Here is a 22,301-nt window from a genome sequence, read left to right as displayed (position 1 = left end):
GAATTTTCGGGTTTTCAGCAGGATATTCAGGATATCCAGGATATCCAGGCGGTGTAACCACCCGCTGGATGCGGGTGATTACACCTTGGGCGATAAAGCCTGAAGGCTTTATCGTTCGGCCTACGGCCGATGGTTGAACGCCAAAAAGGAAGGGCGCACCCTGGCCTGTGCATAATCCCGCTGCTTGTTTTATCCAACAGCCTAGGAGTGCGACAGGGGTAAGTGCGCTGGCAGCCATAAGAATAATAAGAATATTATTATTCTTATTATTATTGATGGGTTGAAGCCGGTCTGATTCCGACGCCAGAGCAAGCATGTTCCTATTTTGGCGTTTAACGCCGGGCAGCGCCCGGCAGAGAGTGCCACCGTACAGACGGGGGGCCGATTATGCGTAGGGGGGTCCGATTATGGTAAACGGTCCACAAACCCCATCTTCTGCATCTAAATAGTGTCCGTCAGACTGGTGTCACCCGACCCCAAGGAGGACACCATGACTGACCTGACCTCGACACAGGCTTTCTGGCTGGGCCATTTGTACCATGCGTCGTCTCGGCAGATGGCGTTGAGCGAGTACGCCGAGGAGCAAGGGCTGGACCTGGCGTTACTGCTGGCGTGGGAGAAGCGCCTGGTGGTGCAAGAAGTACCGGTGCCGCCTCGCCATCGGCCGCAGCGCTTCGTCGCCGTGGAGGTGGCGCCATGATCCGGCCGGACACCGGACTGAGGGTCTATCTGTGCCGCGAGCCCGTCGACATGCGCAAACAGATCGACGGGCTGGCCCTGCTGGTTCAGGAGGCCATGGCGCTCAACCCCTTCGAGGAGGCGGTGTTCGTGTTTGGGGCGGCCTGACGCCGATGATGACCCGATCCGAGCTTAGCTAACCTGTCAGGTGGTCCGAAAGATGGGGACCACTTCACTCTCCATTCCCATAAACTCCTTTTTACATAATAAGATTCAAGCACCAAGAGAAATATTATCCAAAATTAAGTATTTGACTTATTTACCCTTTTCAATGTGTCTTGCTAGATACTCACCTGCAAAATTAATATGCTCACGCAGTAAAAAATCAGCACGCCCTGCATCACGCTGGCCAATTGCATCTAAAAGTCGATGATGATCATCGTGAGAACGTACGATCACGGCATAATCCTTCCAGACAATCATGCGGTTTGAGGCGAAGGGAATCAGCTGAGTTTGTCTCACTAAATCTTCCACCCAGCGATTTCTAGCTTCTGCAATGACGCGATTATGAAAGTTGACGTTCATTGCACGATAATCTCCCAGATCATCTGGATCTAAGCGGCCCTTGCTCAGCACTCTATCGCCCACCTCCAGTAGCCGTGTCAACTCATCCAAGGTGGCATCAGCGAGTCCCTGGCGAGCCACAGTGGCCGCAGCTAGCCCCTCCAAAACGGCACGTGAGGCATAACCATCTACTACATCCTTACGACTGAAAGCGCGTACGGTATAGCCACGGTTGGGCTCATACTGCACTAGTCCTTCCTGAGCCAGATTAGTCAGCGCAGAACGCAAGGGCGTACGCGATACACCAAGAGCCTGGGCCAAGCGCTGCTGCTGAAGCTTCTCACCAGGATGTATCTGCCCGGACATGATGTGCTCACGCAGAACCGTTGTAACTTCCACTGTGCTGGTGGTGGACACTGCTGACCCCTCTGGGAGATGACTTCGGTTTACCTTCCTTATCCTATGAAAACCTTATGCTATCGGTATTTGCAGAGCAAGCTAGACGTTTCAGGGGACGCTTTCCGCATAGTATGTCGTCTCACGACTAGCGAGAATGAAAGGCATTGCGGTGAAACAAAGGTGAGCGTAACGCCCCGAGAGGCCATGACGCCAGTCGCCGAAACGGCCAGGCCAGCGGGTGCCGGCCTGGCCCGGGACTTAGTTCACGAAGCTATCGAGTTCGATCTTGTCGTAGATTTCCTCACTAATCAGCTGGGCAATGGCTGCAGGATCGGTGCGATCTACTTCGCTCAACCGCTGGCTCCACTGAGTCTGCTTATCCAGAAACTCCTCGATCATGGCGCTGGGATCATCGACGCCGCGATCCTCCATTGCCTGTTCAGGCAAAGTACTGATGAAGTCCTCCTGGAACGCAGCAAGTGTTGCCTGGAATGCATCGCTTGGCTGCAGCACTTCCAGACCTCGCTCCCGGGAACCCGCCAGAGCGGCTTCCACGTCAGCGGCGTAGGTCACCTGGGTCCGCGCCAGTCCCATGGCCAGGTGGTCAAGCAGCAACTCTTTGTAATCAGTGTCAAGGGATTGCCAGAATCGAGGGTTGAGCACATAGGTAGCCCCCATCACGACACCCATAGGAAGCGTCGTGACGCTTTCGGCGACTTCCCAGAACTTGTTGCCCTTGTCCAGGTTAGTGGGATCCGACAGGGTACAGTCGATCGAGCCCCGGCTCAGCCCGGAGTAAACGTCCCCGATGGGCACCGAGACGGGAACGCCCCCGAGACTGCGGATCCACTCGGTTTGCGCACCGCCGGCGGTGCGGATCTTTCTGCCCTGGACATCGTCAGGATTCACCACAGGGTCCATGCAGATAAAGTTATATACCGGCGTGGAGTATCCTCCCAGGAACAGGCCGCCGTTATTGAGCCATTCGTCTTTGAGCGCCGCGTGGTTGATGCCCATTTCGGTATAGGCCAGGGCGGCGGCCAGGGCGTCGCTGGACGTGAACACCAGGTCGTTCAGCACATTATTGACCGGCAGCTCCGAGGGGGTGTAGCCCGGGTAAACCACGCCCAGCTGCGCCACACCGTCGCGAATGCCTTGCAGAGTCGTCTTGGCGGGCACCAGTGCGCCGCTCGAGTAGACCTCGAAGCGGAAATCGCCGTTTGAAGCCTCCGCAAGCTCGCTGGCCAGTTTCTGGTAGGGCTGCTCGTTCAGGATATGTACCGGCGACATCCAGTTGGTCGCCAGATAGGTATCGGCCCAGGCGCTCAGCGAGACGGCGCTGGTCAGGACAAGCGTTGAGATGGCTGTTTTTTTCATGTTCATCTCCCGGTGTTCAGTGAGGGGTGGTTTGGGTTTTTTCTAGTGGCGTTGCGTTGTTATAACGGTAGTTATTGCGAGATCCCGGGCAGCCAGAGGGTCAGTATCGGGAAGCTGACTAGCAGTGCAATGGTCAAGGCATCGGCGAGGATGAACCACGAGACCCCGGAGAAGATAGTGCCGAGTGGCATCGAGCCACCAAGGCTCGACCTGATGACATAGACGTTCATCCCGACCGGCGGGGTAATCAAACCAGTTTCCAGCAGCTTCACTGCCAGTACCCCAAACCATATCAGGTTGATGTCTAGGTCTAACAGCAGGGGAGAGAGCACGGGAACTGTCAGTAGAATGATGGAAATGCTCTCTAGAAAACAGCCTAAAACAAGAAACAGAATGCAGATAAAAATGATCACCCAGATGGCGTCCAGACCAGACAGATGGGCGGTCACCCAGTTAGGCAATGTAGACAACGCGATGAAGCTTGAGAACAGTGCCGCTGACATCACGATGACGAATATAGCTGCCGTACCAATCGCCGTATCAAGCATGGCCTGTTTGATAACATTTGGGGTCAAGGTACGTCGAAAAAAAGCGATCAAGCAGGCCAGGAAAGCGCCAATCGCACCGGCCTCGGTGGCAGTGAAGATACCACTGAAAATACCCCCCAGCACACCCATGATCAGCACGGGTAGCGGCCAGACATCCTTGATCAGTTCCAGTTTCTCTCGGAGAGAATACTGTTCAGTAGTTTTAGGTGCCAGGCTAGGATTCAGCACGCATCGTATGGTGATCATGGTGGCGAACACAATGCCGGAAAGAACGCCGGGCACAATAGCCGCCAGGAATAAAGTGTTAATGGATACGTCCATGGTTAACCCATAGACAATCAGCAGGACGCTGGGAGGAATCAGCGAACCCAAGGTGCCAGCGGCAGCCACAGAGCCCGAGGCGAGAGAAGGCGCATAACCCGCTTTGAGCATTTCCGGTATAGCAATACGCGAGAAGGCCGCCGCCGTGGCAACACTAGAGCCGCTAGCCGAGGCAAACATCGCACTTGAGGCAACACTAGCGGTTGCCAGCCCACCCGGGATCCGATTCAAGAAGACCCGCGCAGCTTTGAAAAGTCCGCTGCTCAGCCCGGCCGATGATGCGATATACCCCATGAGCAGAAACATGGGAACCGCCGACAGGTTCCAGTTGCCGATCAGGTCGTAGGGAATGGCCTTGGTGATGCCAATGGCGGGCATCATACCCATCATAAAATAGATGCCAAAGAAGGAGGTGATTCCCATAGCGACGCTGATGGGAACACGCACACCGATAAGCATCAGGGTGGTGACGATTCCCAGGATTCCTATCTCGAGGCGATCCATCAATACTCTTCCTCTGTGGCGGGGGGGGCAAAGTAGCGATCACCGCCCCGAATGATTTCCAGCATGCGCAAGAGCATGACAATGCCGGCCAGTGCCAGTCCTAGCGGCAGCAGAAACTTGGTGGGCCAGATGACGACCCGCCAAGTGCCCTCGACGACCTCACCGATTCGCCAGGCATGCAGGGCCGGAGCCAGGGAAAGCCAGGCGAGCCCAGCGTAAAACAGTGCCGAGATAGCTGAAGCCAGCATCTCGGCCAGCCTTTTGGCGATGTTGGGAAACAGGTTGTAGAGCACTTCCACCACAATGGAGCCGTTGCTGACCTCGACCCAGGCGAGGGGAAGAAAGACGGCGGTGACCATGTAGTAGCTCGCTACTACTTCGGCCGTACCGGGAATGGGGCTGTTGAAGAAGTACTTGCCTATCACATCGGCCGTGACGTGCAGCATCATCGCTCCAAGAGCGAGCGCGGCAATCAAGGCCATGGCATGACTAATGTTGTGAATTATGCGAGTCATTTCTGCATCCTTCGCTCTTGTTCATGCCTCTGGCACGCGCTGCCGGAAATACAGAGATCCAGTGGGTAGCCGCTGGCTGATCCTGTATGTCCCTTCTTTGGGTATCGGATTCGTGGTGGGTACTGACTGAATTTTGGGTTCGCTCCAACCGCGCTGCCCACCAATATTGGATACAATTAACCGTAAAAATCAAGTTTTTTTGCTTTTTTAAGCGAAACTTCTGTTCATTGTATTCAATATGAACTTAGGTAGCCGCTGGTCCCGATCAGGTGCCGTTCGCAGCCACGCTGTCCGCTTGGTTGTCGATGGTGAACGAGCCATCGGCAGTGGCAGTCAGGTGGCCGAGCGCGTGCCGCAGCTACTCAAGCGGTGGGTTGGGTCTGCACGAACGATGGGCGCTCTGACAGATCGTCGAACCAGCGGGCAAGGCGCGGGTGATCAGTGCGCCACGGGTGATCAGGGAAACGGAAGTCCAGATAGGCCAGGGCGCAACCGATGGCCAGGGTTCCGGCATCCACGCCGGTCAGCTGCGACACCTCCTGCTCCATGGCTACCAGCGAGCTGGCGATTTTGTCCATCTGCCCCTGCAGCCAGGCCGGCCAGAGCTTGTCCGCGGGTCGCATGACGGTTTCATAGCGTGCCAGCAGTGCGGCATCGAGCAGACCATCGGCGAGAGCTTCGCGGCGCAATACGGCCCAGTCCCCCTCGGGATACAGCTTCGGTCCTGCGTGTTGGGCATCCAGCCAGCGGCAGATCGCGCGGCTGTCGTAGAGCGCGGAGCCATCCGGGAGCAGTGCCGTGGGCACCTTGCCGGTAGGATTGTGCGCCACGATGGTCTGATCGCGCTCTACAGGGCTGGCGGCACTGGAGAGCTTCTCCACCGTCTGGCCGGTTTCATGGGCCATGACCATTACCTTGCGCACATACGGCGACGCGGGCGAGAAGAATACTTGCATCATGGTTCACTGCTCCTTGCTCTTGGAATAGGGGGTGCCACCCCGAGCGGGCTGATTGTTTGGCCGGTAGCGTGCGCCGTCAGCTCCAGTGTGACAAGCCGCTGCCAGTCAGCGCGCCAACGCTCGATGCGGTGGTCGAGCATCCTTGCACACCTCTCCTGGACAGACAAGATTGCATCCAATGCAGTCGATTATTTTTGTTTTTCCTTGACAAAATAGGAGCTGGAAGTGAGATTGGATCCAAAATAGTCTGAGAGCTAGGAGCCTTCTGTGAGCAAGCGAGTACTGATAACGGGTGGAGCGCGGGGCATCGGGCGTACGATTGCGATGCGCCTAGCACGTGATGGCTGGTCGGTGGTGGTGGCGGATCTGGATGCCGCCGGAGCCCGTGAGACGGCTGCCCAGCTCGACGGTCCGGGACATGCCGGGTACGGCATGGATATCACCGATGAGGCGCAGGTTCAGGCCGTGTTCGACGTCACCGAAGCCGACGCCCCGCTGGATGCATTAGTCTGCAATGCCGGGCTGCTGATCCTGCGTGAGGACGGTAGCCGAGCACCGATCACTGAAATGCCACTTGGCGAGTTTCAGAAGACCAGTGAAGTCAACCTGAGCGGCACCTTCGTGACCCTGCGCGAGTTTCTGCGCCGCCGGCAACAGCGGGGGGTACCGGATGGCCGCATCGTCACCTTCTCATCGTCCGCCGCGCAGCTGGGAGGGTATCGCAGCTCGGCGGCGTATATTGCTGCCAAGGCGGGGGTGCTGGGGCTGACCAAGGCCGCCGCGCGTGAGGCGGCTCCCCTGGGCGTCACGGTCAACGCGGTGGCGCCCGGATCCATCGACGCGCCGATGCTGCGCCTCTCCATGAAGGAGGGGGACGAAGCCCAGGCGGCCAGTGCCATTCCGCTGGGGCGCCTGGGCACGCCCGAGGATGTTGCCGGCGCGGTGGCCTTTCTGGTCTCGCCGGAGGCTGCCTACATCACCGGTGCGGTGATCGACATCAACGGCGGCGTGCGGATGCAGTAACGCGTGCGGGTCACGGGTTGTGCCCTGGCCGCAAAGCGCGTGAAGAACAAGTTCAATGAACCGTGTTGGTAGCTGGGGCACGCGTTATTGCAGCGTGGCCTCGGCCTTACCGACCAGGGAGAGTGGCATGACACCCCAGAAGTACAAGGCATTGATCACGGGAGCCGCCGGCGGCATGGGCAAGGCCATTGCTCGGCGCCTGCTGGCGGAGGGCTTCGACGTGCTGATCACCGATATCGATGCCGGGGCCTTGGCGGCCACGGCGGCCGAGCTCGGCGATGATGTTGACCACCTGGCCTGCGACCTGGGCGATGCGTCGCAGCGCGAGCGGCTGATGGTTACCGCCGGGCCGCTGTATGCGTTGGTCAACAATGCCGGGATCTTCTCTACGGCCGAGGCGGATGCGCTGACTGGAGCGGACTTCCTGCGGATGTACGAGATCAACACCGTGGCCGCGTTCGAGCTGGCCAGGCTGGCGGCAGCCTCGATGCGTGGCCAGGGCGGCGGGCGGATCGTCAATATCAGCTCGCGCTCATGGCTGGGCGCGGTCAAGGTTGCCCACTACGCTGCTTCGAAAGGAGCCATGAGCACGCTGACCAAGTGCCTGGCGCTGGAGTGGGCCGCCGACAACATTCTGGTCAATGCGGTGGCTCCTGGGGTGATCGAGACACCGATCCTGGCGGGCTGGGATGCCGACGAGCGCGCTCGCCTGGCATCCTACCAGCCCCTGGGGCGTATTGGTCGGCCCGAGGACATCGCCAACGTGGTGGCCATGCTGGCCTCACCGGACACCGACTATATCACCGGGCAGGTTATCGTGGTGGACGGTGGCCGCTCGGTGGGCGGAGGTGGCCATGCGTGAGCAACTGGATGGCGTCGCGGTGGTCACGGGCGCCGCTTCGGGGATTGGGCGGGCCACTGCGTTGCTGCTGGCCGAACGTGGCTTCCATGTGGTGGCGGTGGACATCAACGCCCAGAGCCTCGAGGCGCTGTCGGCGGAGGCAGGCGAGCGAGCGCTAACGACGCTGGCCTGCGATGTGGCAGCGCCCGACACCCCGGCGCGCATTGCCGAGGCAGTGGATGGGCTGGGCAAGCCGTGGCGCGTGCTGATCAATAATGCCGGCATCGCGGCATCGCCGGCGCTGCAGGAGACGTCGGACGACGATATCGACCGCTTTATCGGAATCAATGTGGCCTCGGTGTTTCGGCTTTGTCGCACGGCGCTGCCGATCATGGCCGAGCAGGGGGGCGGCAGTGTGGTCAACCTGGCCTCGGTCTTCGGCCTGACCGGAGTCAGCGGCACTTCCATTTATGCCCTGACCAAGGGGGCGGTGGCGGCGCTGACCGTGCAGCTGGCCTGCGAGTGGGGGCGCCGAGGGGTTCGCGTCAACGCGGTCGCCCCGGGGCTGATTGACACACCGCTGACAGCGGCGCGGATTCGTGACGGCGCCTGGACACAGCGTCGGATTCTGGAAGAGACACCGCTGGGGCGGGCCGGTACGCCGCAGGATGTGGCGGAAACCATTGCCTTTCTGGCCTCGCCACGCTCGGCCTTCATTACCGGAGAGGTACTTAAGGTGGACGGTGGCTGGCTGAGCGGACGGTTGGGCCCAAGGCCCGAGGAGGGCGCATGAGCCTGCCACAGACGGCGGATGCCGTGGTCGTAGGCTCCGGGGCGGCCGGTATGTGCGCGGCGATCGCACTGAAGAAAGGCGGGCTGGAGCCGGTCATCCTCGAAAAGACCGAGTACTTTGGCGGCTCCACTGCGGTTTCCGGAGGCGCCGTCTGGGTACCCGGCAACCATCATGGCCAGGCCGTGGGCATTGCGGACAGCCGTGAGGCGGTCATGACCTACCTGGAGGCCGAGGTAGGCGAGGTGTTGCGCCGCGAAATGGTGGAGGCCTTCCTCGAACAGGGGCCGCAGGCGGTGCGCTTTCTGGAAGCTGAAACCGAGGTGAAGTTCGCGGTGCGCACTCTCGGCCCCGACTACCATCCCGACCAGCCTGGTGCGGCGCTGGGCGGTCGGGTAATGGATCCGCTGGACTACGATGCGCGGCGGCTAGGGCCCGCTCTGGAGCGGCTGCGTCACCCTATCGCCGAGTTTACCATCCTTAATGGCATGATGGTGGGCCGTGCGGATCTGGCCCAGCTGCCGAAGGCGCTGAAAGAGGCCGGTGCCTTTGTGCATGCTGGCAAGGTGGTCACTCGCCATCTGCTGGATCTGGTGCGCTACCGGCGCGGAACGCGCTCGGTGCTGGGCAATGCTCTGGCCGCACGCCTGGGCAAGACGGTATACGATCTGGGCATTCCGATTGTCTATGGGACGAGCCTCAGTGGCCTGGTTCGTGATACCGAAGGCCGGGTGAGTAGTGTGGAGGTGCAACAGGCAGGACAGTGCGCAACGCTGCGTGTTCGACACGGGGTGCTGCTGGCCGCCGGCGGTTTTCCGCAGGATCGCCAGCGCCGTCACGCGATGATGGAGCACGCCGAACAGCGCCACTGGTCCATGTCGCCGGCTGGCAATACCGGGGACAGCCTTCGAGCCGCCGAACAGCTGGGCGCACGGGTTGCCCGGGACAACCACCATCCGGCATTCTGGTCGCCGGTGTCGCGGCTGCCGCGGGCCGACGGTACGACGGCGACGTTTCCCCATCTGTTTCTGGATCGTGCCAAGCCGGGCCTGATTGCCATTGATGATCGCGGCCAGCGCTTTGTCAACGAGAGCAACTCCTACCACGACTTCGTGGCGGCAATGCTCCAGCGCATGGCGGATGGCTGCCGGCGTTTCTGGCTGGTGGCCGACCACACCTTCGTGCGACGCTACGGGCTAGGCGCCGTTCGGCCCTCTCCGGGGCGCCTCGCGCCGTTCATCCGGCGCGGCTACCTGATCCGGGCGACTGACCCCGCCGATCTGGCGAGCCAGCTCGGCGTGGAGGCGCACCGCTTGGCAGACACCCTGGCGCGCTACAATCGCGACGCCCGGGCGGGCGAGGACCGTGACTTCGCCAAGGGCGGCAATGCCTACAACCGCTACCTGGGCGATCCAGAGAATGCCCCAAACCCCTGCCTGCGGCCCATCATCGATGCGCCTTTCTATGCGGTGGAGATTCACCCGGGGGATATCGGCACCGCCGCCGGCGTGATCACCGACGCGCAGGCACGGGTGCTGGACGCCGAACAGCGCCCGATTCCCGGTCTTTGGGCGGCGGGAAATGATATGAACTCGATCATGGGCGGAAGCTATCCAGGCCCTGGAATTACCCTGGGACCGGCATTGACATTTGGCTGGATTTCAGCCAACTCGATCCTATTAAATGCAGGAAAAACGCCATTGTCCAAACCATGATACTTAATTATGTTAAGGGAGGCATTTCGTAACTATGAATAGTGCTACCTTTGAACCAATAACTAGGCAGTATCCATCACGTGGTTAGTCACGTCGACACCTGTCAATCTCGTTGGAATATAATATCAGGCAACTTCTGATTGCGTTGAATCAGCAGGTCTTTCTGATCCAGTTCCAACGAGATCGTCTAGGTTTAGGTCAATGGCAAACAGCATCGCCATGATCTGCCTGATTGGCAGCCCGGTGGGCCGCCTGTTCGACCAGGCCAAATCCACATGAAACAACGAAGAACCATTTTTAGGCTATCACCCGCCTAGGCTTCGGCTGGCTTAACAGCGGGAAAATCGGGAAGGCTGGAAAAGACCTTTGTTATTAAACATAAAGCTATGAAAAAAACTACTACGTGCGGATTGATTGAGAACCGGTCTGATCGATAATCGCTCCCTCTCGCGCTTCCTCGATGGCCGCCATCACCCGATCGACTTCCGGCACCCGATGGGCCAGCGCCAGTGCCAGCTGGGCCAGGAAATGACTCTCCTCGCCTTCCGGCAGCTGGTCCAGGACATTCGCCAACCGCTCGTAGATCCGCTCGAGGTCGGCGAAGGGCAGTGTGGTATCGGTCATGATCATTCTCCTCCCAGGGCGGTGGTCACGGCAGCATTCAGCTCGATGGGGTCGAACGCCATCCAACGGGCCGCCACGTGGCGGTCGGGGCGCACCAGATAGGTGCTGCCGGGTCTGGCGCCGTAGCCGGCAAACAGGCTGCCATCCACGTCGACCAGGGTCCGCTCATCACCGGGTGAGCGCGCCAGCCGCAGCAGGGTAATGTCGATACCGCGTGACCGTAGACTCTCCAGCTGCTGCTGCAGGGCTGGCTCCAATCGCCCATCCTCGCTGAAGTGAAGCAGGTTGAAGCCGCTGCCGAGATGATCGAGCAGGAAGTCATCGTCGCCCAGACGCCGATTGATCAGGGGTGCGCCCGGGATGGGGCCTGCCTCGAAGGCGGGATCATCGGCCAGGGTCAACGGGCTCTCCGCATAGGTATAGGGGGTCACCTGGCGAGGATTGGCAAAACCGCTGGCATAGTCATTGTGGTAGGCCAGCGCCAGGGCGGCATCGCGCATCAGCGCATGACCCCGGGTCGGCGGCGTCATAAAGCGCGTGCTCTTGCCAGCGTTGGCGAATACATCCAGGGTCGCGCCACGCCGCTCCGGGCTATAGCTGTCGAGCAGGGCATCCGGCGCCTGCCCCTTGAGCATAGAGGCCAGCTTCCAGCCGGCATTGGCGGCATCCGCCAAGCCATTGTTCAGGCCGCGCACGCCGAAGATCGGCACCAGGTGGGCGCTGTCGCCGATAAACAGCACGCGCCCATGGCGATACTCATCCAGCGCCAGGGTGTAGGCCTTGTAGAGGCTCCACCACTCCAGCTCCCAGTCCTCCTCCTCGTGCATCACGTCACGCACGATCAACTCGACCTTCTCGCGGATCCGTGCCTCGCGAACCGCATCGTCGGGATCCTCCCCCGGCGCTAGCTGATAGTCGATGCGCCAGATATCATCGGGCTGCTTGTGGACCAGGATGGTGGTGTCGGGCATCGCCTTCGAGTGGAAGAAGGCGCGTCGCTCGGTGGGAAAATCGGAGGTGAGGCGCACATCGGCGATCACATAGCGCCCCTCGTAGGCCTGGCCATGCAGGGAGAGGCCGAGGGTCTCGCGGATCGAGCTGCGACCGCCGTCGGCCGCTAGCAAATAGTCGCACTGTAGCCGGTAGTCACCCTCGGGCGTGGTCACCTCCAGGGTGACGCCGTCGGCGTCCTGGCTCACGCCGATGCATCTGCTCTGCCAGCGCATCTCGATCAGATCGCTGGCATGGGCCTTGTCGATCAGGAACTGCTCGATGTACTGCTGCTGCAGGTTGACCATCGGGTAGTAGCGCTCCTGATCGGAGTGCGGCATGCGGAAGCGATAGATCTCGCGGTCGCGGAAGTAGGTGCGACCCTGAGTCCAGCCCAACCCCTTCCGCTCGAAGGGTGCATCGACGCCAAGCTGCTGCAGGATCTCGAGGCTGTGGCGAGAGATGCAGATGGCGCGAGAGCCGTCGTTGACGGTGTCCTTGTCATCCAGCACCACGGAGGCGATACCGTGGCGGGCCAGCTCCAGGGCGGCGGTCACCCCCACCGGCCCGGCACCGACGATGGCCACCGGATGGCGCACGGCCTCACCGTCCAGTTCAGATGAGCGCACGAAGGGGAAGTAAGGGTAATCGAAATAGAGCGAATCGGTTTCTGAGCGTCCGGCGGGGCGCATGGACATCTCCTTCAGGGCTTCGGGTTCTTGTGGTCTGACCTGAACGCAGCTTATCCCCGTGCTACCCTCCCCTCATGTCCCCTGTAAAAGGGGACATCCGATGCTCCTTCTTCGACCAAGGTAGAAACCGACATGTCCACAGGTTTACCCGACAGCGAGGACCCTGACTGGCCTGCGCTTCTAGCCATCCTGGCTGACTGCGTGGCCACGCTGGGAAACGAGTCGTTTGGTAACCATCTGACCGCCCTGCTACGCAGGAGCCTGGGCGTCGAGCAGTGCATCCTCTTCGCCTATACCCACGTCGACGTCATGTCGTACCTGCTGGTGGATAACAGCCGCTACCCCAAGGTGGCCGGGCGGCTCGCACACCTCTATACCGGCGGGCTGTTTCGTCAGGATCCCAATTATTCTCGGCTGCGCCAGCTGCTGCTGGCGGGCGACGGACGAGCAGATGCCGAGCTGCTCCCCATGCCCGAGGATATGTCACCGGCCTATCGCCGCCACCTGTTCGCCTTCCCGGACCTGGCCGACAAGGCCTCCATCGTGATCCCGGCACCTAAGATCGTCTACTATCTCAACCTCTACCGGGACTTGGCACGTGGCTCCTTCAGCCGCACCGACCTGAAAAGACTGCAGGCCCTGGCACCACTGATCGCCAGCCTTGTCCGGCGACACTATCGCCAGACACCCCCAGCCGCTCTGAATGCCCAAAATGAGGACGCGGAGGCCCTTGAGGTACTCTCCAAACGCGAACGCGAGCTCTCTCTTCTTCTCCTTCACGGCCATACCCTCAAGACCGCCGCCGCCGAACTCAATATCGCGCTCTCCTCCGCCGAGACCTATCGCAAACGCGCCTACGCCAAGCTCGGCGTTCGCTCCAAGGCAGGACTACTGGCGCTGTGCCGGGGTTGAATACTGGCCCAATCAGGCTTAGTGGTTTGGCGTCGGGTGAGATTCCGAAGCGACCACGAGTCGCACTTAAACCGAAGGCCCTCGATCGTGAGATCGAGGGCCCCTCTCATAGCCGCTTCGTTGCTACGCTGGGCTTACGCTTCTTCAACGATGTCGTCTTCCGTCAGCCCCGGCTCTTCACCAGCCTCCTCCAGCTGCTCGTAGAAATGCTCCAGGGCAGCCTCGCCATCCACCCCCTTCTCGGCCACCGTCTCGGCCCACTGTTCGGGTAAGTCCTCGACCAGGGTCATAAAGCGTTCAACCTCCTCCTGAGGCAGCTCGATGAAGGTATTGCCCATCTCCTCGGCAAAGGCCATGCCGCGCTCGTCAACAACGTCCATCATGAAACCGAACAGCCGCGAAAGGCGCTCGCCGGAGACCGACATCAACGCCTCGCGATCGTCTGTGGAGAGAGAAGCCAGGGTGTCGGGGTTCATTACCAGCGAGAAGCTACCGCGATAGAAGCCACCGGGCATCAGTACGATGTTGGGCAGCACCTCGGAGAGTCTGAAGCTCTTGAGCCCTTCCTGGGTCAGCATAGCCCCATCGATGACTCCCTGGGAGGCCGCCTCGTAGGTATTACCCGGCGGCAAGGCCACCCCTGTCAGACCCATAGCCTCGGAGATATCCGCCATGATGCCGCCACCGATGCGTACGCGATTGCCGGGCAGTTCATCCAGATGCTCAATGGGCTCTTCAAGAAAGAGCGTGCCGGGCCCGTGAACACCGAGTCCGATGACCTCGACACCTCGATGCTCGTTGAGATCGGCGAAGTACTCCTGGTGCGTACGCCAGTAGGCCACCGAAGCAGCTTCCGAAGAGAAGTCCTCGAAGGTAGGAAACTCGGGGAGCTTGGTCAGCTCGAAGCGTCCTGGCATCAGACCATGGAAGAGCCAGGTCACATCAGCAACACCATCGGCGATCAGCTCCATCTGCGCGCCAGGAGGCCCCATGTCATGGACCACATTGACACTCACTCGGCCGTCGGTAGCCTCCTCTATCCAACTGCCCCAGGTCGGCCAGACGATGGTATTGACCCCGTGATTGGGGCCCGCCCAGGTGCTGATCTGTAGCTCGGTGGCTGCTGCGCTCTGAAAGATGCCCAGCGACAGAACGGTAGCTGTGGTCAGGGTTGTCAGTTTTTTCATTGTTGGCTTCCTTTTTTGTTTGCCTTGGAATTAGCGTACTGCCTTAATAAATACTCTTTAATAATCAATTTATTAGAGAGAGAGCACCAGGCGTTTTCCTTTTGCACGTGAGCAGCAAGCCATCATGCGATCACTGGCCTCGCGCTCGGCACGACTCAGCACCAGGTCACGGTGCTCAATATCACCCTCGATAACCGCGACTTCACAGCTACCACACAGGCCCTCACAGCAGTCGCTAGGCACATCCACGCCGGCTGCGGTCAGCGCCTCCAGCAGAGTCTGGTCGTTGCCGACCTGTACCGTCAGATCGGAGTCCGCCAGCACTGCCTCGAAGGCATGCTCATTCTCGGGATCAAGAATGCTGGAGCGGGCAGTAAAATGCTCAATATGCAGTGTACCCTCGGGCCAGTTCACCGCTAGTGCCTCAAGCGCCTCCAGCATGCGCTCGGGCCCACAGGAGTAGACATGCTCCCCCTCGGATAGGCCGGCCAGCACTCCTGGCAGGTCGAGGCGGCAGCCCTCGTCACCGGCGTGGACGGTCAGCGCTTCACCATGGTCACGCTCGACTCGTTCCAGGAAGGCCATGGTCCGTCGCCCGGCACCGCAATAATGGAGCGTATAGGGCTTGCCGAGCGCCTTGAGCCGATCGGCCATGGCAAGAATTGGTGTGATGCCAATACCACCGGCAATCAGCGTATAACGTGCTGCTGTCTCGTCCAGATGGAAGTGGTTCTTGGGGCCGGCAATATGCAGCACCTCGCCCGGCTTCACCGTATCGTGGAAATAAATCGAGCCACCACGCCCCTCGGGCTCGCGAAGAATGGCAAAAGACAGGCGACTACGATCGCCGCGCTCTCCACACAGCGAGTAGTAGCGGCGCCACTTACCCGAGACTAGCTCGATATGTGCGCCGGGAGACCAGTCGGGAAGCTCACGCCTATGTGGATCGACCACATCGATTCGAATCACCGCATCGGCTTCACGGGCCACCTCGGAGACCACGACTCGACGCAGGATATCATCCTTGATAGGAGCGCCAATATGGAAGTGCGTGGGATTCTCCAGCACCGAGCGAGTAAGACGCTCAGGGTTCTGCGCTGGCTCCCACTCCACCCATAGCGACGTCGGACCGCGAAACGAGGTGTTGGGCAGATACTCGAACGTCTGGTTCTCGACCAGCTGCATGTGCGGTAGGCGACGGACAAACTCATCGAGGATGATCCGCATCTCCATGCGAGCGATGTTCTTGCCCATGCACTGGTGCGCGCCATAGCCGAAGGTAAGGTGCTCGGCCGCGTTGTGACGATAGATATCGATCTCGTCGGGATTCTCCCAGTGGCGTGGATCACGATTGGCCGATGCCTGCACGATCAGCAACTTGCCACCCTTGGGAATCTTTACACCGCCGACTTCCGTGTCCTCTGTTGCGATGCGCCGCCAGGCGACGACGGAGCCCGCGACGCGCAGGCACTCCTCTATCGCGCTGGGAATCAGTGTGGGGTTTTCGCAGATATCGTTCCATGCCTCACGGTTCGACAGCAGAGTCCGAAAGGCGTTGGCCGTAGCGAAGGCCGTCGTTTCGTGTGCCGCCACCAATATCGCCATCATCATCGAGCGCAGATAGCTCTCCGGCACGATGTCGGGATGCGTTTCATGCATGCGGATCGAGTCATACATCCAGCCTTCACCGGTGGGGTCGGCACGCATCCGGTCGAGGATCTCCTGTGCCGTCTTCCAGAACTGGCCGACATCCTCGGCAATCTGCAGCTGCTGCTGTGGAGAGGGGCGACCCCAAGTATTGATCGTATGCGCAACCGAGAATTTACGCAGTTCCTTGGCATCCTCGCTAGGCACTCCGAGGAAGCGCAGCGCAACGGTCAAGGGGATTTCGCGAAACATCTCGCCAACCAGATCTGCACGACCCTTGTCGATGAAGCGATCCATATAGTCGCGCACCAGCTCGCGTACCCATCCCTCGTGTTTTTCGAGATTCTCGGGCAGGAAGGCGTCCATCAGCAGGCGGCGCCGTTCCATGTGGTCCGGTTCATCCTCATTGACCATGGTGCGGCGCATCGCGTAACCGTAGCCCTCGAGGATTTTTGCCGCCTCCGGTGGTGCTGAGGTGAGCTTCTCCAGCGCAATGGAGGGAGAGAACGTCAGATTGTCACGGAAAACAGCCTTGACGTCCTCGTAACGGCTTACCACCCAGTACTCCAGCTTGGGGCTCCAGAATACCGGCTCCTGATCTCGGGACCAGCGCAGCGCCTCGGCCGGATCGAGCTGATAGGGGGTATCGAAGGGATCGAAATTACCCGCCTCGGCGGAGACCGGGCACCCATTGGGTGCCTTGGTGTTCGACCGATCAAAAGGGCACCCCCCCATGTCGGTCGGTGCAGAAGAGGAAGCTGGACGCATAACCTGCTCCGTAAGATTTTATGTTTTACTTTTATCGCACATCTTGTAGTGTTTATCGAACAGATGAAACATAGACGCTCGAGATAGCGGCGTCAATCCCGCTTCTGGCAGAGCACACACGTCTTCAGGAAGGAGTCTCGACATGTCCACGACGCTACAGACGCTAGACAGGGGGCTGAGGGCCCTTAGGATCATTGCCGAACATGACGGAACGGTAAGCGTCGCCACGCTGGCAGAGGCTCTCGATGTGCATCGCGCCATCGCCTATCGCATCGTGGCGACCCTCGAAGGGCATGGATTGGTCGTTCGCGGCGAGGAGGGGGGGCTAAGACTGGGGGCAGGTGTGGCCCTGCTGGCAGCTCACTTCGAGCCCCAACTGCGGCGAGTGGCGCAGCCCCTGCTGGAACAGCTTGCCCACCAGACCCGTGCTACCGCCTTCGTCTCCGTGGCCGAGGGCGATGAGGCTGTCGTGATGCTGGTGGCCGAGCCGGATGAAGGCCTGCTGCGGGTCGGTTACCGGTTGGGCAGTCGCCACCCACTGTCTCAGGGGGCGGCTGGCACCGCCATCCTCGCGGGCCGACCGCCACGGCCGAATGACAGCGAGGCGCTCCGGGAAGCGCGCCAACAGGGGTACAGTATGACGAAGGGGCAGCTCCAGAAAGGAGCAGTAGGCGTGGCCAGCCCGATAGTCACCCGTAGCGCTGACGCTGGGGTGGAAAGCTGCGTGGGTGTCGTTGCGATGGAGGACCTGGATATCGAGCGGGCAGCGACTGCCGTTATCGCATGCGCGCGTCGGCTCGCCGAGCTGATTGAAGATTAGAAAGGGCGAAGCCTCGATCACTCGAGGCTTCGGAGTTCATTTCCTGGCCGCAACTCCCTATTGAGCAGCGCGGCTGTCAAACGCCTCGGCATTGGGGCAGAAGCCCCGGCACTCCTCCACATCGGCTCCGCCACGCATCGCCTTCCAGCACCGACCAACAACCGGGCAGCCATTGCAGGTGGCGCGCATGGCACCATAGTCAGGGTCGTTGGTCAGCTCAGCATCCTGAAGGCTGAAACGCTGCATCATCACCGGCATCAGCGTTCGGGCCGGTTTGAAACCGATGGGCTTATCACTCTGGAGCCGACGCGCCACCTGCCGCTCGAAACCAGGTTCCAGAGGACTCTTCAGGTCAGTGAGCAGCTCATCATAGGTAGAGCCAGCTTCATGCTGTACATCACGTACCAACTGGGCCGTAGATGCGGTGTAGCAGCGTTCGGATAGACGAACCCACCACGGCTGGCGAGAAGTAGAAGTGCTAGTCGTCTTTGAAGTTGTCATGGCGTCTCTCCTAGCGTGATGCAATGGCATGTGGGGAGTATCGCGGCTATTCCATGGGAGTGCCTTGACCCAGGTCACAAAAGGTTTCAGATGAAACTATATGCGACAACCGATGAAGCCAGCCGTCCTCAGCGCTACACTAGCGGCCGTTCATTCGCCCCAGCCGAGGCCATGCCGATGAGTCACCATCTGCTCTCCGTCGATTCCCTGTCCCGCGACGATGTCGATCACCTGATGCGGGTAGCCGCCCGCATGGAACCCATCGCCCAGCGGCGCCAGGTCACCCGCGTGCTGGAAGGAGCCGTACTCGGCAACCTCTTCTTCGAGGCCAGCACCCGTACCCGGGTCAGCTTCAATGCCGCCTTCTGCCGCCTCGGTGGCAGCGTCTGCGACACCACCGGCTTCACCTTCTCCTCCATGGCCAAGGGCGAGTCGCTCTACGACACCAGCCGGGTGATGAGCGGCTACTGCGATGCCATCGTGATGCGTCATCCGGAGCTTGGCTCGGTGACAGAGTTCGCCGCCGCCACCCATGTACCGGTGATCAACGGTGGTGACGGGCCCGGCGAACACCCCAGCCAGGCCCTGCTCGACCTCTACACCATCGACAAGGAGTTCACCCGGCTAGGCAAGCAGCTTGCCGGTGCCCATGTGCTGATGACCGGTGATCTGAAGTACGGGCGCACCGTCCACTCGCTGATCAAGCTGCTGTCCCTCTACGCCCCCATGCGCATCACCCTGGTAGCGCCGCCGGGACTGGAAATGCCCAGCCAGCTGATCGACCTGGTGACCTCCCGGGGCCACCGCGTCGAGCAGCGCGACAGCCTGGCCCAGGAGTATGCCGATGTGGACGTGGTCTATACCACGCGCATCCAGAAGGAGCGCTTTACCGCCGAGATGAGCGAGGGCTTCTGCCTGTCACGCGACTTCACCGTGGACCGTGCCTTCCTCGACACTCGCTGTGGGCGCGACACCCTGGTGATGCACCCGTTGCCGCGGGACAGCCGCCCCGAGGCCAACGATCTCGATGTCGACCTCAACGGCGACCCACGCCTGGCGGTCTTCCGCCAGACCGACAACGGCATCCCGGTACGCATGGCGATCTTCGCTACCCTGCTCGAGGTGGACGAGCTGATCGAGCGGGAGCTGCGGCCGGTGCGCTGGTTCGTGCCGTCTCGCCTGGGCGTTGACGACCCGGCGCTGTAGGCAACGCGCGGAGTCGTTGCCCTCGCCTATGCTGAGGGGTGATCCCTTCCCCTTGGCGGCAAGAGGCACCACGACATGAATCTGCAACGCGCCTACCGGCTACTGGCCCTCTTCTATACCGTGCTGCTGCTGGTCGGGGCCATTGCCCTGCTGGCCGGCGGCGGCAGTGCCCTCTCGCTGGTTCACCTCGCACTCGGTGCCCTGGCGGTCGTGGGGCTATGGGGGTATACCCTCAACCGCGGGTTCATGAGCCCGAGCCTGTGGCGACCCCTGGCGGCGGTGCTGGCGGTGGTGGCCCTGATCCAGCTGTGGGCGATATTCAGCCTGTCGCTATCCGGTGAAATGCTCACCTGGATGCTGGCCAGCACGATCTTCTCGCTGCTGCTGCTGGTGATCCTCTATCGTTACGGTGACCGCGACCAGGCGCACTGGGCCACGCCCGAGGAGCTGGAGGCTGCCCGGCGGCTGGAGGCGATGCTGGAGGAGGGGGAGGGCCCGCTGCAGGCCGAGAGTCGTGACGGTGAGCGCGAGTCGCGAGTCACGGTGATCAAGAGCGGTGACGCTTACCACGCCAGCGTGACGCGCCGTCGCCACGCCGAGCGCGAGGCCTTCGAGGAGCGCTTCCGCCACCCCGCCACGCTGGTATTCTTCCTGGAAAAGTTTGCCGGTGTCTCGGTAGGAGACTTCAAGCGGCCCGGCGCCGCCTGAGGCGTCAGCGCTGAATCAGACCTTACCGGGGCAGCCCCTCACGGGCGACGAACCAGCGTTCGACGATCAGCACCGCGCTGATGCCATCGACACCTTCGTCACGCCAGCTGCCTCGGTGGCCACGCTCCCGAGCGATCGCCTTGGCCTCGCCGGTGGAGCCGCGCTCATCGACCATTTCACAGGGCACCCCGTAACGCCCAAACAGACGCTTGCCGAACTTGCGGGCACGGGTGCTCATCTCCTGCTCCTCACCCGCCGCCGTGAGCGGTAGACCCACCACGAAGAGGTCGGGCTGCCACTCCTCGACAAGCCGCCCCACCTGTCTCCAGTCGGGAATGCCCTCCCGGGCCGACAATGGGTCCAGTTCCCGGGCACTTCCCAGCAGCTCGTTGCCCACCGCCACGCCGATGCGGCGGGTGCCGAAGTCGAAGCCCAGGATCATGCACTCGCCTGGCCTGGCCATCAACGACCTCCTGTCATCAGGGAGCTGCTCATGAGTGCCCCGCCTCACGGGTCATCAGATTGAGGTCGACACCGAGAATACCGGCGGCGGCATTCAGTCGCTGCTCCGGTGGCACCTCGAAGAGGATATCGCTGCGCCCTTCCACGGTCAGCCAGGCATTGTCGAGCAACTCGGCCTCGAGCTGGCCCGACTCCCACCCGGCGCAGCCCAGGCACACCAGGAAATGTTCGGGGCCGCGACCGGCGGCCAGCGCCTGAAGCATGTCCATGGAGGTGGTCAGGGCAACCTCGTCGGTGACCTGAATGCTGGAGTCCCACTCATCGCTGACGCCGCGATGCAGGATGAAGCCACGATCCTTGTGCACCGGGCCACCGAAGTAGACCGGTGCGTTGCGATGCGGACTCTCCTCGCCGCCGAGGTCGAGCTGCTCGAACAGCGCTTCCAGCGTCAGCTCGAGGGGGCGGTTGACGATCACCCCCATAGTGCCCTTCTCGTCATGATCACACAGATAGCCGAGCGTGCCGGCGAAATTGGGATCTTCCTGGTGTGGCATCGCCAGCAGAAAGTGATCTTTCAGGCCGAAGTTTTCCACGGATTGCATGAGACTCCCCGGCGGTTCTAACGCACGCCGTAATTGTTGCCTTGACCGAACCGCCAGACGCGGGTGATGGAGAGCGTGTCCAGGTTGCCCATGCCCGCATCGAAGGGGCGATAGGGTGCGGCACCATGAACGGTATCCAGCGCCGCCTGGTCGAGTTCGGGATGTCCCGACGATTGTACCACCTCCGCCTGGCGCAACTCGCCACCACGACCGACTACCACCCGAATGCGCAGCTGGCCCTGAAGATGACGCGGTGCCGGATGCACACGATTGCCATAGGCTTCGACACGTCGCGTCCAGTCATCGATATAGCGCGCCTCGGCGGCGCGCTGGGCGGCCTGGCGAGGGGCCGCACTGTCGAGGCCCCGGGAGGTCGGGGCGAGGCCCTGCTCGCGAATGCTGCGGGTGGCGTCGGCGAGCAGGTCGCGGCCCGATGCGGTTGGCGCCGCCACTCGAGGCTCGGCCTCGGCAGCAGCCGCCAGAGGGGCCTCACGGGGTGTCGGCGGCATCGGGCTCTCGGCCCCGGATTCCGTCACCGGTGGCGCCTCCTCGACCGGCGGTGCATCGGGAGTGACCCGCTCGGCCGATTCGGGTGGTGCCGGCGTGGCGGGGTCGACATCCCTGGCCCCCTGCTGCGCCGTTGCCGGGGCCTCCACCGGGGCCGCACGCGACTCGGCAGGCGCTTCCTCCTGCTGGGTGCCGGCCGCCTGCTGGTCGGTTTCGGCGATGGCCTCGGCGTTTACCGGCGCCTCGGCGGGGCGAGTCACCAACACCACGTCGAGGCTCGAGCGCTCGGGGGGGGACGCGGCGAACTGCCAGCTCGCCACCACGCCGATCATCGCCAGGTGCAGCAGCAGCGCCAGCGACCAGGCCAGCCAGCGCCGATAGGGGCGGGTGACCGGGGCATACTGGATGGGGTCGCCGACGGCAAGCGTCATGGTGGCCTCG

23 protein-coding genes are annotated in these 22,301 nt (G+C 61.4%); 10 read left to right on the top strand and 13 right to left on the bottom strand.

What is annotated here, in order from left to right:
* The first annotated feature begins 490 nt into the window (after positions 1 to 490).
* The gene (locus tag GRB80_RS12015; protein WP_161423734.1) at positions 491 to 700 is read left to right on the top strand and encodes a hypothetical protein; all 210 of its coding nucleotides are present in this window, start codon (positions 491 to 493) and stop codon (positions 698 to 700) included.
* Positions 697 to 846, top strand: coding sequence for an IS66 family insertion sequence element accessory protein TnpB (tnpB, locus tag GRB80_RS12010; RefSeq protein ID WP_161423733.1), 150 nt, complete (start codon positions 697 to 699; stop codon positions 844 to 846). Before GRB80_RS12015 ends, tnpB begins: the two co-directional genes overlap by 4 nt.
* A gap of 147 nt (positions 847 to 993) precedes the next feature.
* Here the strand turns inward: tnpB and GRB80_RS12005 are convergent, their stop codons facing one another.
* From GRB80_RS12005 to GRB80_RS11985, 5 genes are all read right to left on the bottom strand, one after another.
* A complete protein-coding gene (locus tag GRB80_RS12005; protein WP_161423732.1) occupies positions 994 to 1,659 on the bottom strand; it encodes a GntR family transcriptional regulator in 666 nt (221 codons plus the stop codon).
* A 240-nt stretch (positions 1,660 to 1,899) separates the two neighbouring features.
* Positions 1,900 to 3,018, bottom strand: a complete 1,119-nt coding sequence (locus GRB80_RS12000; RefSeq protein ID WP_161423731.1) for a C4-dicarboxylate TRAP transporter substrate-binding protein — start codon at positions 3,016 to 3,018, stop codon at positions 1,900 to 1,902.
* 71 nt (positions 3,019 to 3,089) lie between these two features.
* A complete protein-coding gene (locus GRB80_RS11995) occupies positions 3,090 to 4,391 on the bottom strand; it encodes a TRAP transporter large permease (protein WP_161423730.1) in 1,302 nt (433 codons plus the stop codon).
* Complete coding sequence (locus GRB80_RS11990) at positions 4,391 to 4,873, bottom strand: TRAP transporter small permease subunit (protein ID WP_237561987.1); 483 nt, start codon at positions 4,871 to 4,873, stop codon at positions 4,391 to 4,393. The genes GRB80_RS11995 and GRB80_RS11990 overlap by 1 nt, the downstream gene beginning before the upstream one ends.
* Before the next feature lie 395 nt (positions 4,874 to 5,268).
* Complete coding sequence (locus tag GRB80_RS11985; RefSeq protein WP_237561986.1) at positions 5,269 to 5,865, bottom strand: glutathione S-transferase; 597 nt, start codon at positions 5,863 to 5,865, stop codon at positions 5,269 to 5,271.
* 267 nt (positions 5,866 to 6,132) lie between these two features.
* Between GRB80_RS11985 and GRB80_RS11980 the strand changes: the two genes are divergently transcribed.
* The 4 genes from GRB80_RS11980 to GRB80_RS11965 all read left to right on the top strand — a co-directional run bounded on the left by GRB80_RS11980 (position 6,133) and on the right by GRB80_RS11965 (position 10,234).
* On the top strand, positions 6,133 to 6,888 hold the full coding sequence (locus GRB80_RS11980; RefSeq protein WP_161423728.1) for an SDR family oxidoreductase: 756 nt from the start codon (positions 6,133 to 6,135) through the stop codon (positions 6,886 to 6,888).
* A 127-nt stretch (positions 6,889 to 7,015) separates the two neighbouring features.
* Positions 7,016 to 7,750 carry an SDR family NAD(P)-dependent oxidoreductase gene (locus tag GRB80_RS11975; protein WP_161423727.1) on the top strand — a complete coding sequence of 245 codons (735 nt, stop codon included), beginning with the start codon at positions 7,016 to 7,018 and terminating at the stop codon, positions 7,748 to 7,750.
* Entirely contained in the window at positions 7,743 to 8,522 is a 780-nt protein-coding gene (locus GRB80_RS11970) for an SDR family NAD(P)-dependent oxidoreductase (RefSeq protein WP_161423726.1), read from the top strand. Before GRB80_RS11975 ends, GRB80_RS11970 begins: the two co-directional genes overlap by 8 nt.
* Positions 8,519 to 10,234, top strand: a complete 1,716-nt coding sequence (locus GRB80_RS11965) for an FAD-dependent oxidoreductase (RefSeq protein WP_161423725.1) — start codon at positions 8,519 to 8,521, stop codon at positions 10,232 to 10,234. The genes GRB80_RS11970 and GRB80_RS11965 overlap by 4 nt, the downstream gene beginning before the upstream one ends.
* A 399-nt stretch (positions 10,235 to 10,633) precedes the next feature.
* On the opposite strand, the gene GRB80_RS11960 is transcribed toward GRB80_RS11965, so the two are convergent.
* Both GRB80_RS11960 and GRB80_RS11955 read right to left on the bottom strand, forming a co-directional pair.
* Positions 10,634 to 10,858, bottom strand: coding sequence for a hypothetical protein (locus GRB80_RS11960; RefSeq protein WP_161423724.1), 225 nt, complete (start codon positions 10,856 to 10,858; stop codon positions 10,634 to 10,636).
* A 2-nt stretch (positions 10,859 to 10,860) separates the two neighbouring features.
* A complete protein-coding gene (locus GRB80_RS11955; protein WP_161423723.1) occupies positions 10,861 to 12,540 on the bottom strand; it encodes an FAD-dependent monooxygenase in 1,680 nt (559 codons plus the stop codon).
* A 132-nt stretch (positions 12,541 to 12,672) separates the two neighbouring features.
* On the opposite strand from GRB80_RS11955, the gene GRB80_RS11950 reads away from it, so the two are divergent.
* On the top strand, positions 12,673 to 13,452 hold the full coding sequence (locus GRB80_RS11950) for a helix-turn-helix transcriptional regulator (RefSeq protein WP_161423722.1): 780 nt from the start codon (positions 12,673 to 12,675) through the stop codon (positions 13,450 to 13,452).
* A 134-nt stretch (positions 13,453 to 13,586) separates the two neighbouring features.
* Here GRB80_RS11950 and GRB80_RS11945 read toward each other — a convergent pair whose 3' ends face one another.
* Together GRB80_RS11945 and GRB80_RS11940 are read right to left on the bottom strand one after the other, a co-directional pair.
* Complete coding sequence (locus tag GRB80_RS11945) at positions 13,587 to 14,639, bottom strand: TRAP transporter substrate-binding protein (protein ID WP_161423721.1); 1,053 nt, start codon at positions 14,637 to 14,639, stop codon at positions 13,587 to 13,589.
* Between the two features lie 72 nt (positions 14,640 to 14,711).
* The gene (locus tag GRB80_RS11940; protein ID WP_161423720.1) at positions 14,712 to 17,054 is read right to left on the bottom strand and encodes a cytochrome P450/oxidoreductase; all 2,343 of its coding nucleotides are present in this window, start codon (positions 17,052 to 17,054) and stop codon (positions 14,712 to 14,714) included.
* Positions 17,055 to 17,196: 142 nt separating this feature from the next.
* On the opposite strand from GRB80_RS11940, the gene GRB80_RS11935 reads away from it, so the two are divergent.
* On the top strand, positions 17,197 to 17,874 hold the full coding sequence (locus GRB80_RS11935) for an IclR family transcriptional regulator (RefSeq protein ID WP_161423719.1): 678 nt from the start codon (positions 17,197 to 17,199) through the stop codon (positions 17,872 to 17,874).
* Between the two features lie 57 nt (positions 17,875 to 17,931).
* Here the strand turns inward: GRB80_RS11935 and GRB80_RS11930 are convergent, their stop codons facing one another.
* Positions 17,932 to 18,375 (bottom strand): hypothetical protein, encoded by a 444-nt coding sequence (locus GRB80_RS11930; protein WP_161423718.1) that lies wholly within the window; start codon positions 18,373 to 18,375, stop codon positions 17,932 to 17,934.
* Between the two features lie 18 nt (positions 18,376 to 18,393).
* Here GRB80_RS11930 and GRB80_RS11925 point away from each other — a divergent pair, with 18 nt between their 5' ends.
* Entirely contained in the window at positions 18,394 to 19,581 is a 1,188-nt protein-coding gene (locus GRB80_RS11925; RefSeq protein ID WP_309663582.1) for an aspartate carbamoyltransferase, read from the top strand.
* 75 nt (positions 19,582 to 19,656) lie between these two features.
* Complete coding sequence (locus GRB80_RS11920) at positions 19,657 to 20,289, top strand: hypothetical protein (protein WP_161423716.1); 633 nt, start codon at positions 19,657 to 19,659, stop codon at positions 20,287 to 20,289.
* Positions 20,290 to 20,311: 22 nt separating this feature from the next.
* Here GRB80_RS11920 and ruvX read toward each other — a convergent pair whose 3' ends face one another.
* From ruvX to GRB80_RS11905, 3 genes are read right to left on the bottom strand one after another with little or no spacing between them, the layout of a single operon-like run.
* Complete coding sequence (gene ruvX, locus GRB80_RS11915) at positions 20,312 to 20,752, bottom strand: Holliday junction resolvase RuvX (RefSeq protein WP_161423715.1); 441 nt, start codon at positions 20,750 to 20,752, stop codon at positions 20,312 to 20,314.
* Positions 20,753 to 20,780: 28 nt separating this feature from the next.
* Positions 20,781 to 21,353: a YqgE/AlgH family protein gene (locus GRB80_RS11910; RefSeq protein ID WP_132043489.1), complete on the bottom strand. Its 573-nt coding sequence runs from the start codon at positions 21,351 to 21,353 to the stop codon at positions 20,781 to 20,783.
* A 17-nt stretch (positions 21,354 to 21,370) separates the two neighbouring features.
* A complete protein-coding gene (locus GRB80_RS11905; RefSeq protein WP_161423714.1) occupies positions 21,371 to 22,291 on the bottom strand; it encodes an energy transducer TonB in 921 nt (306 codons plus the stop codon).
* Positions 22,292 to 22,301: the final 10 nt, after the last annotated feature.

Source organism: Halomonas icarae (assembly GCF_009901955.1).
In the GTDB taxonomy this organism is placed as follows: Bacteria; Pseudomonadota; Gammaproteobacteria; order Pseudomonadales; family Halomonadaceae; genus Halomonas; species Halomonas icarae.
This window is presented reverse-complemented; position numbering and strand designations above follow the sequence as displayed.

Coding starts and splice junctions, on each gene's coding strand:
- GRB80_RS11965 (WP_161423725.1), top strand. CDS start 8,519: ATGAGCCTGCCACAGACGGCGGATGCCGTGGTCGTAGGCTCCGGGGCG.
- GRB80_RS11940 (WP_161423720.1), bottom strand. CDS start 17,054: ATGCGTCCAGCTTCCTCTTCTGCACCGACCGACATGGGGGGGTGCCCT.
- GRB80_RS11945 (WP_161423721.1), bottom strand. CDS start 14,639: ATGAAAAAACTGACAACCCTGACCACAGCTACCGTTCTGTCGCTGGGC.
- GRB80_RS11960 (WP_161423724.1), bottom strand. CDS start 10,858: ATGACCGATACCACACTGCCCTTCGCCGACCTCGAGCGGATCTACGAG.
- GRB80_RS11950 (WP_161423722.1), top strand. CDS start 12,673: ATGTCCACAGGTTTACCCGACAGCGAGGACCCTGACTGGCCTGCGCTT.
- GRB80_RS11905 (WP_161423714.1), bottom strand. CDS start 22,291: ATGACGCTTGCCGTCGGCGACCCCATCCAGTATGCCCCGGTCACCCGC.
- GRB80_RS11990 (WP_237561987.1), bottom strand. CDS start 4,873: ATGGCCTTGATTGCCGCGCTCGCTCTTGGAGCGATGATGCTGCACGTC.
- tnpB (WP_161423733.1), top strand. CDS start 697: ATGATCCGGCCGGACACCGGACTGAGGGTCTATCTGTGCCGCGAGCCC.
- GRB80_RS12000 (WP_161423731.1), bottom strand. CDS start 3,018: ATGAAAAAAACAGCCATCTCAACGCTTGTCCTGACCAGCGCCGTCTCG.
- GRB80_RS11985 (WP_237561986.1), bottom strand. CDS start 5,865: ATGATGCAAGTATTCTTCTCGCCCGCGTCGCCGTATGTGCGCAAGGTA.
- GRB80_RS11970 (WP_161423726.1), top strand. CDS start 7,743: ATGCGTGAGCAACTGGATGGCGTCGCGGTGGTCACGGGCGCCGCTTCG.
- GRB80_RS11925 (WP_309663582.1), top strand. CDS start 18,394: ATGCAATGGCATGTGGGGAGTATCGCGGCTATTCCATGGGAGTGCCTT.
- GRB80_RS11975 (WP_161423727.1), top strand. CDS start 7,016: ATGACACCCCAGAAGTACAAGGCATTGATCACGGGAGCCGCCGGCGGC.
- GRB80_RS12015 (WP_161423734.1), top strand. CDS start 491: ATGACTGACCTGACCTCGACACAGGCTTTCTGGCTGGGCCATTTGTAC.
- GRB80_RS11930 (WP_161423718.1), bottom strand. CDS start 18,375: ATGACAACTTCAAAGACGACTAGCACTTCTACTTCTCGCCAGCCGTGG.
- GRB80_RS11995 (WP_161423730.1), bottom strand. CDS start 4,391: ATGGATCGCCTCGAGATAGGAATCCTGGGAATCGTCACCACCCTGATG.
- GRB80_RS11955 (WP_161423723.1), bottom strand. CDS start 12,540: ATGCGCCCCGCCGGACGCTCAGAAACCGATTCGCTCTATTTCGATTAC.
- GRB80_RS11910 (WP_132043489.1), bottom strand. CDS start 21,353: ATGCAATCCGTGGAAAACTTCGGCCTGAAAGATCACTTTCTGCTGGCG.
- GRB80_RS11935 (WP_161423719.1), top strand. CDS start 17,197: ATGTCCACGACGCTACAGACGCTAGACAGGGGGCTGAGGGCCCTTAGG.
- GRB80_RS11920 (WP_161423716.1), top strand. CDS start 19,657: ATGAATCTGCAACGCGCCTACCGGCTACTGGCCCTCTTCTATACCGTG.
- ruvX (WP_161423715.1), bottom strand. CDS start 20,752: ATGGCCAGGCCAGGCGAGTGCATGATCCTGGGCTTCGACTTCGGCACC.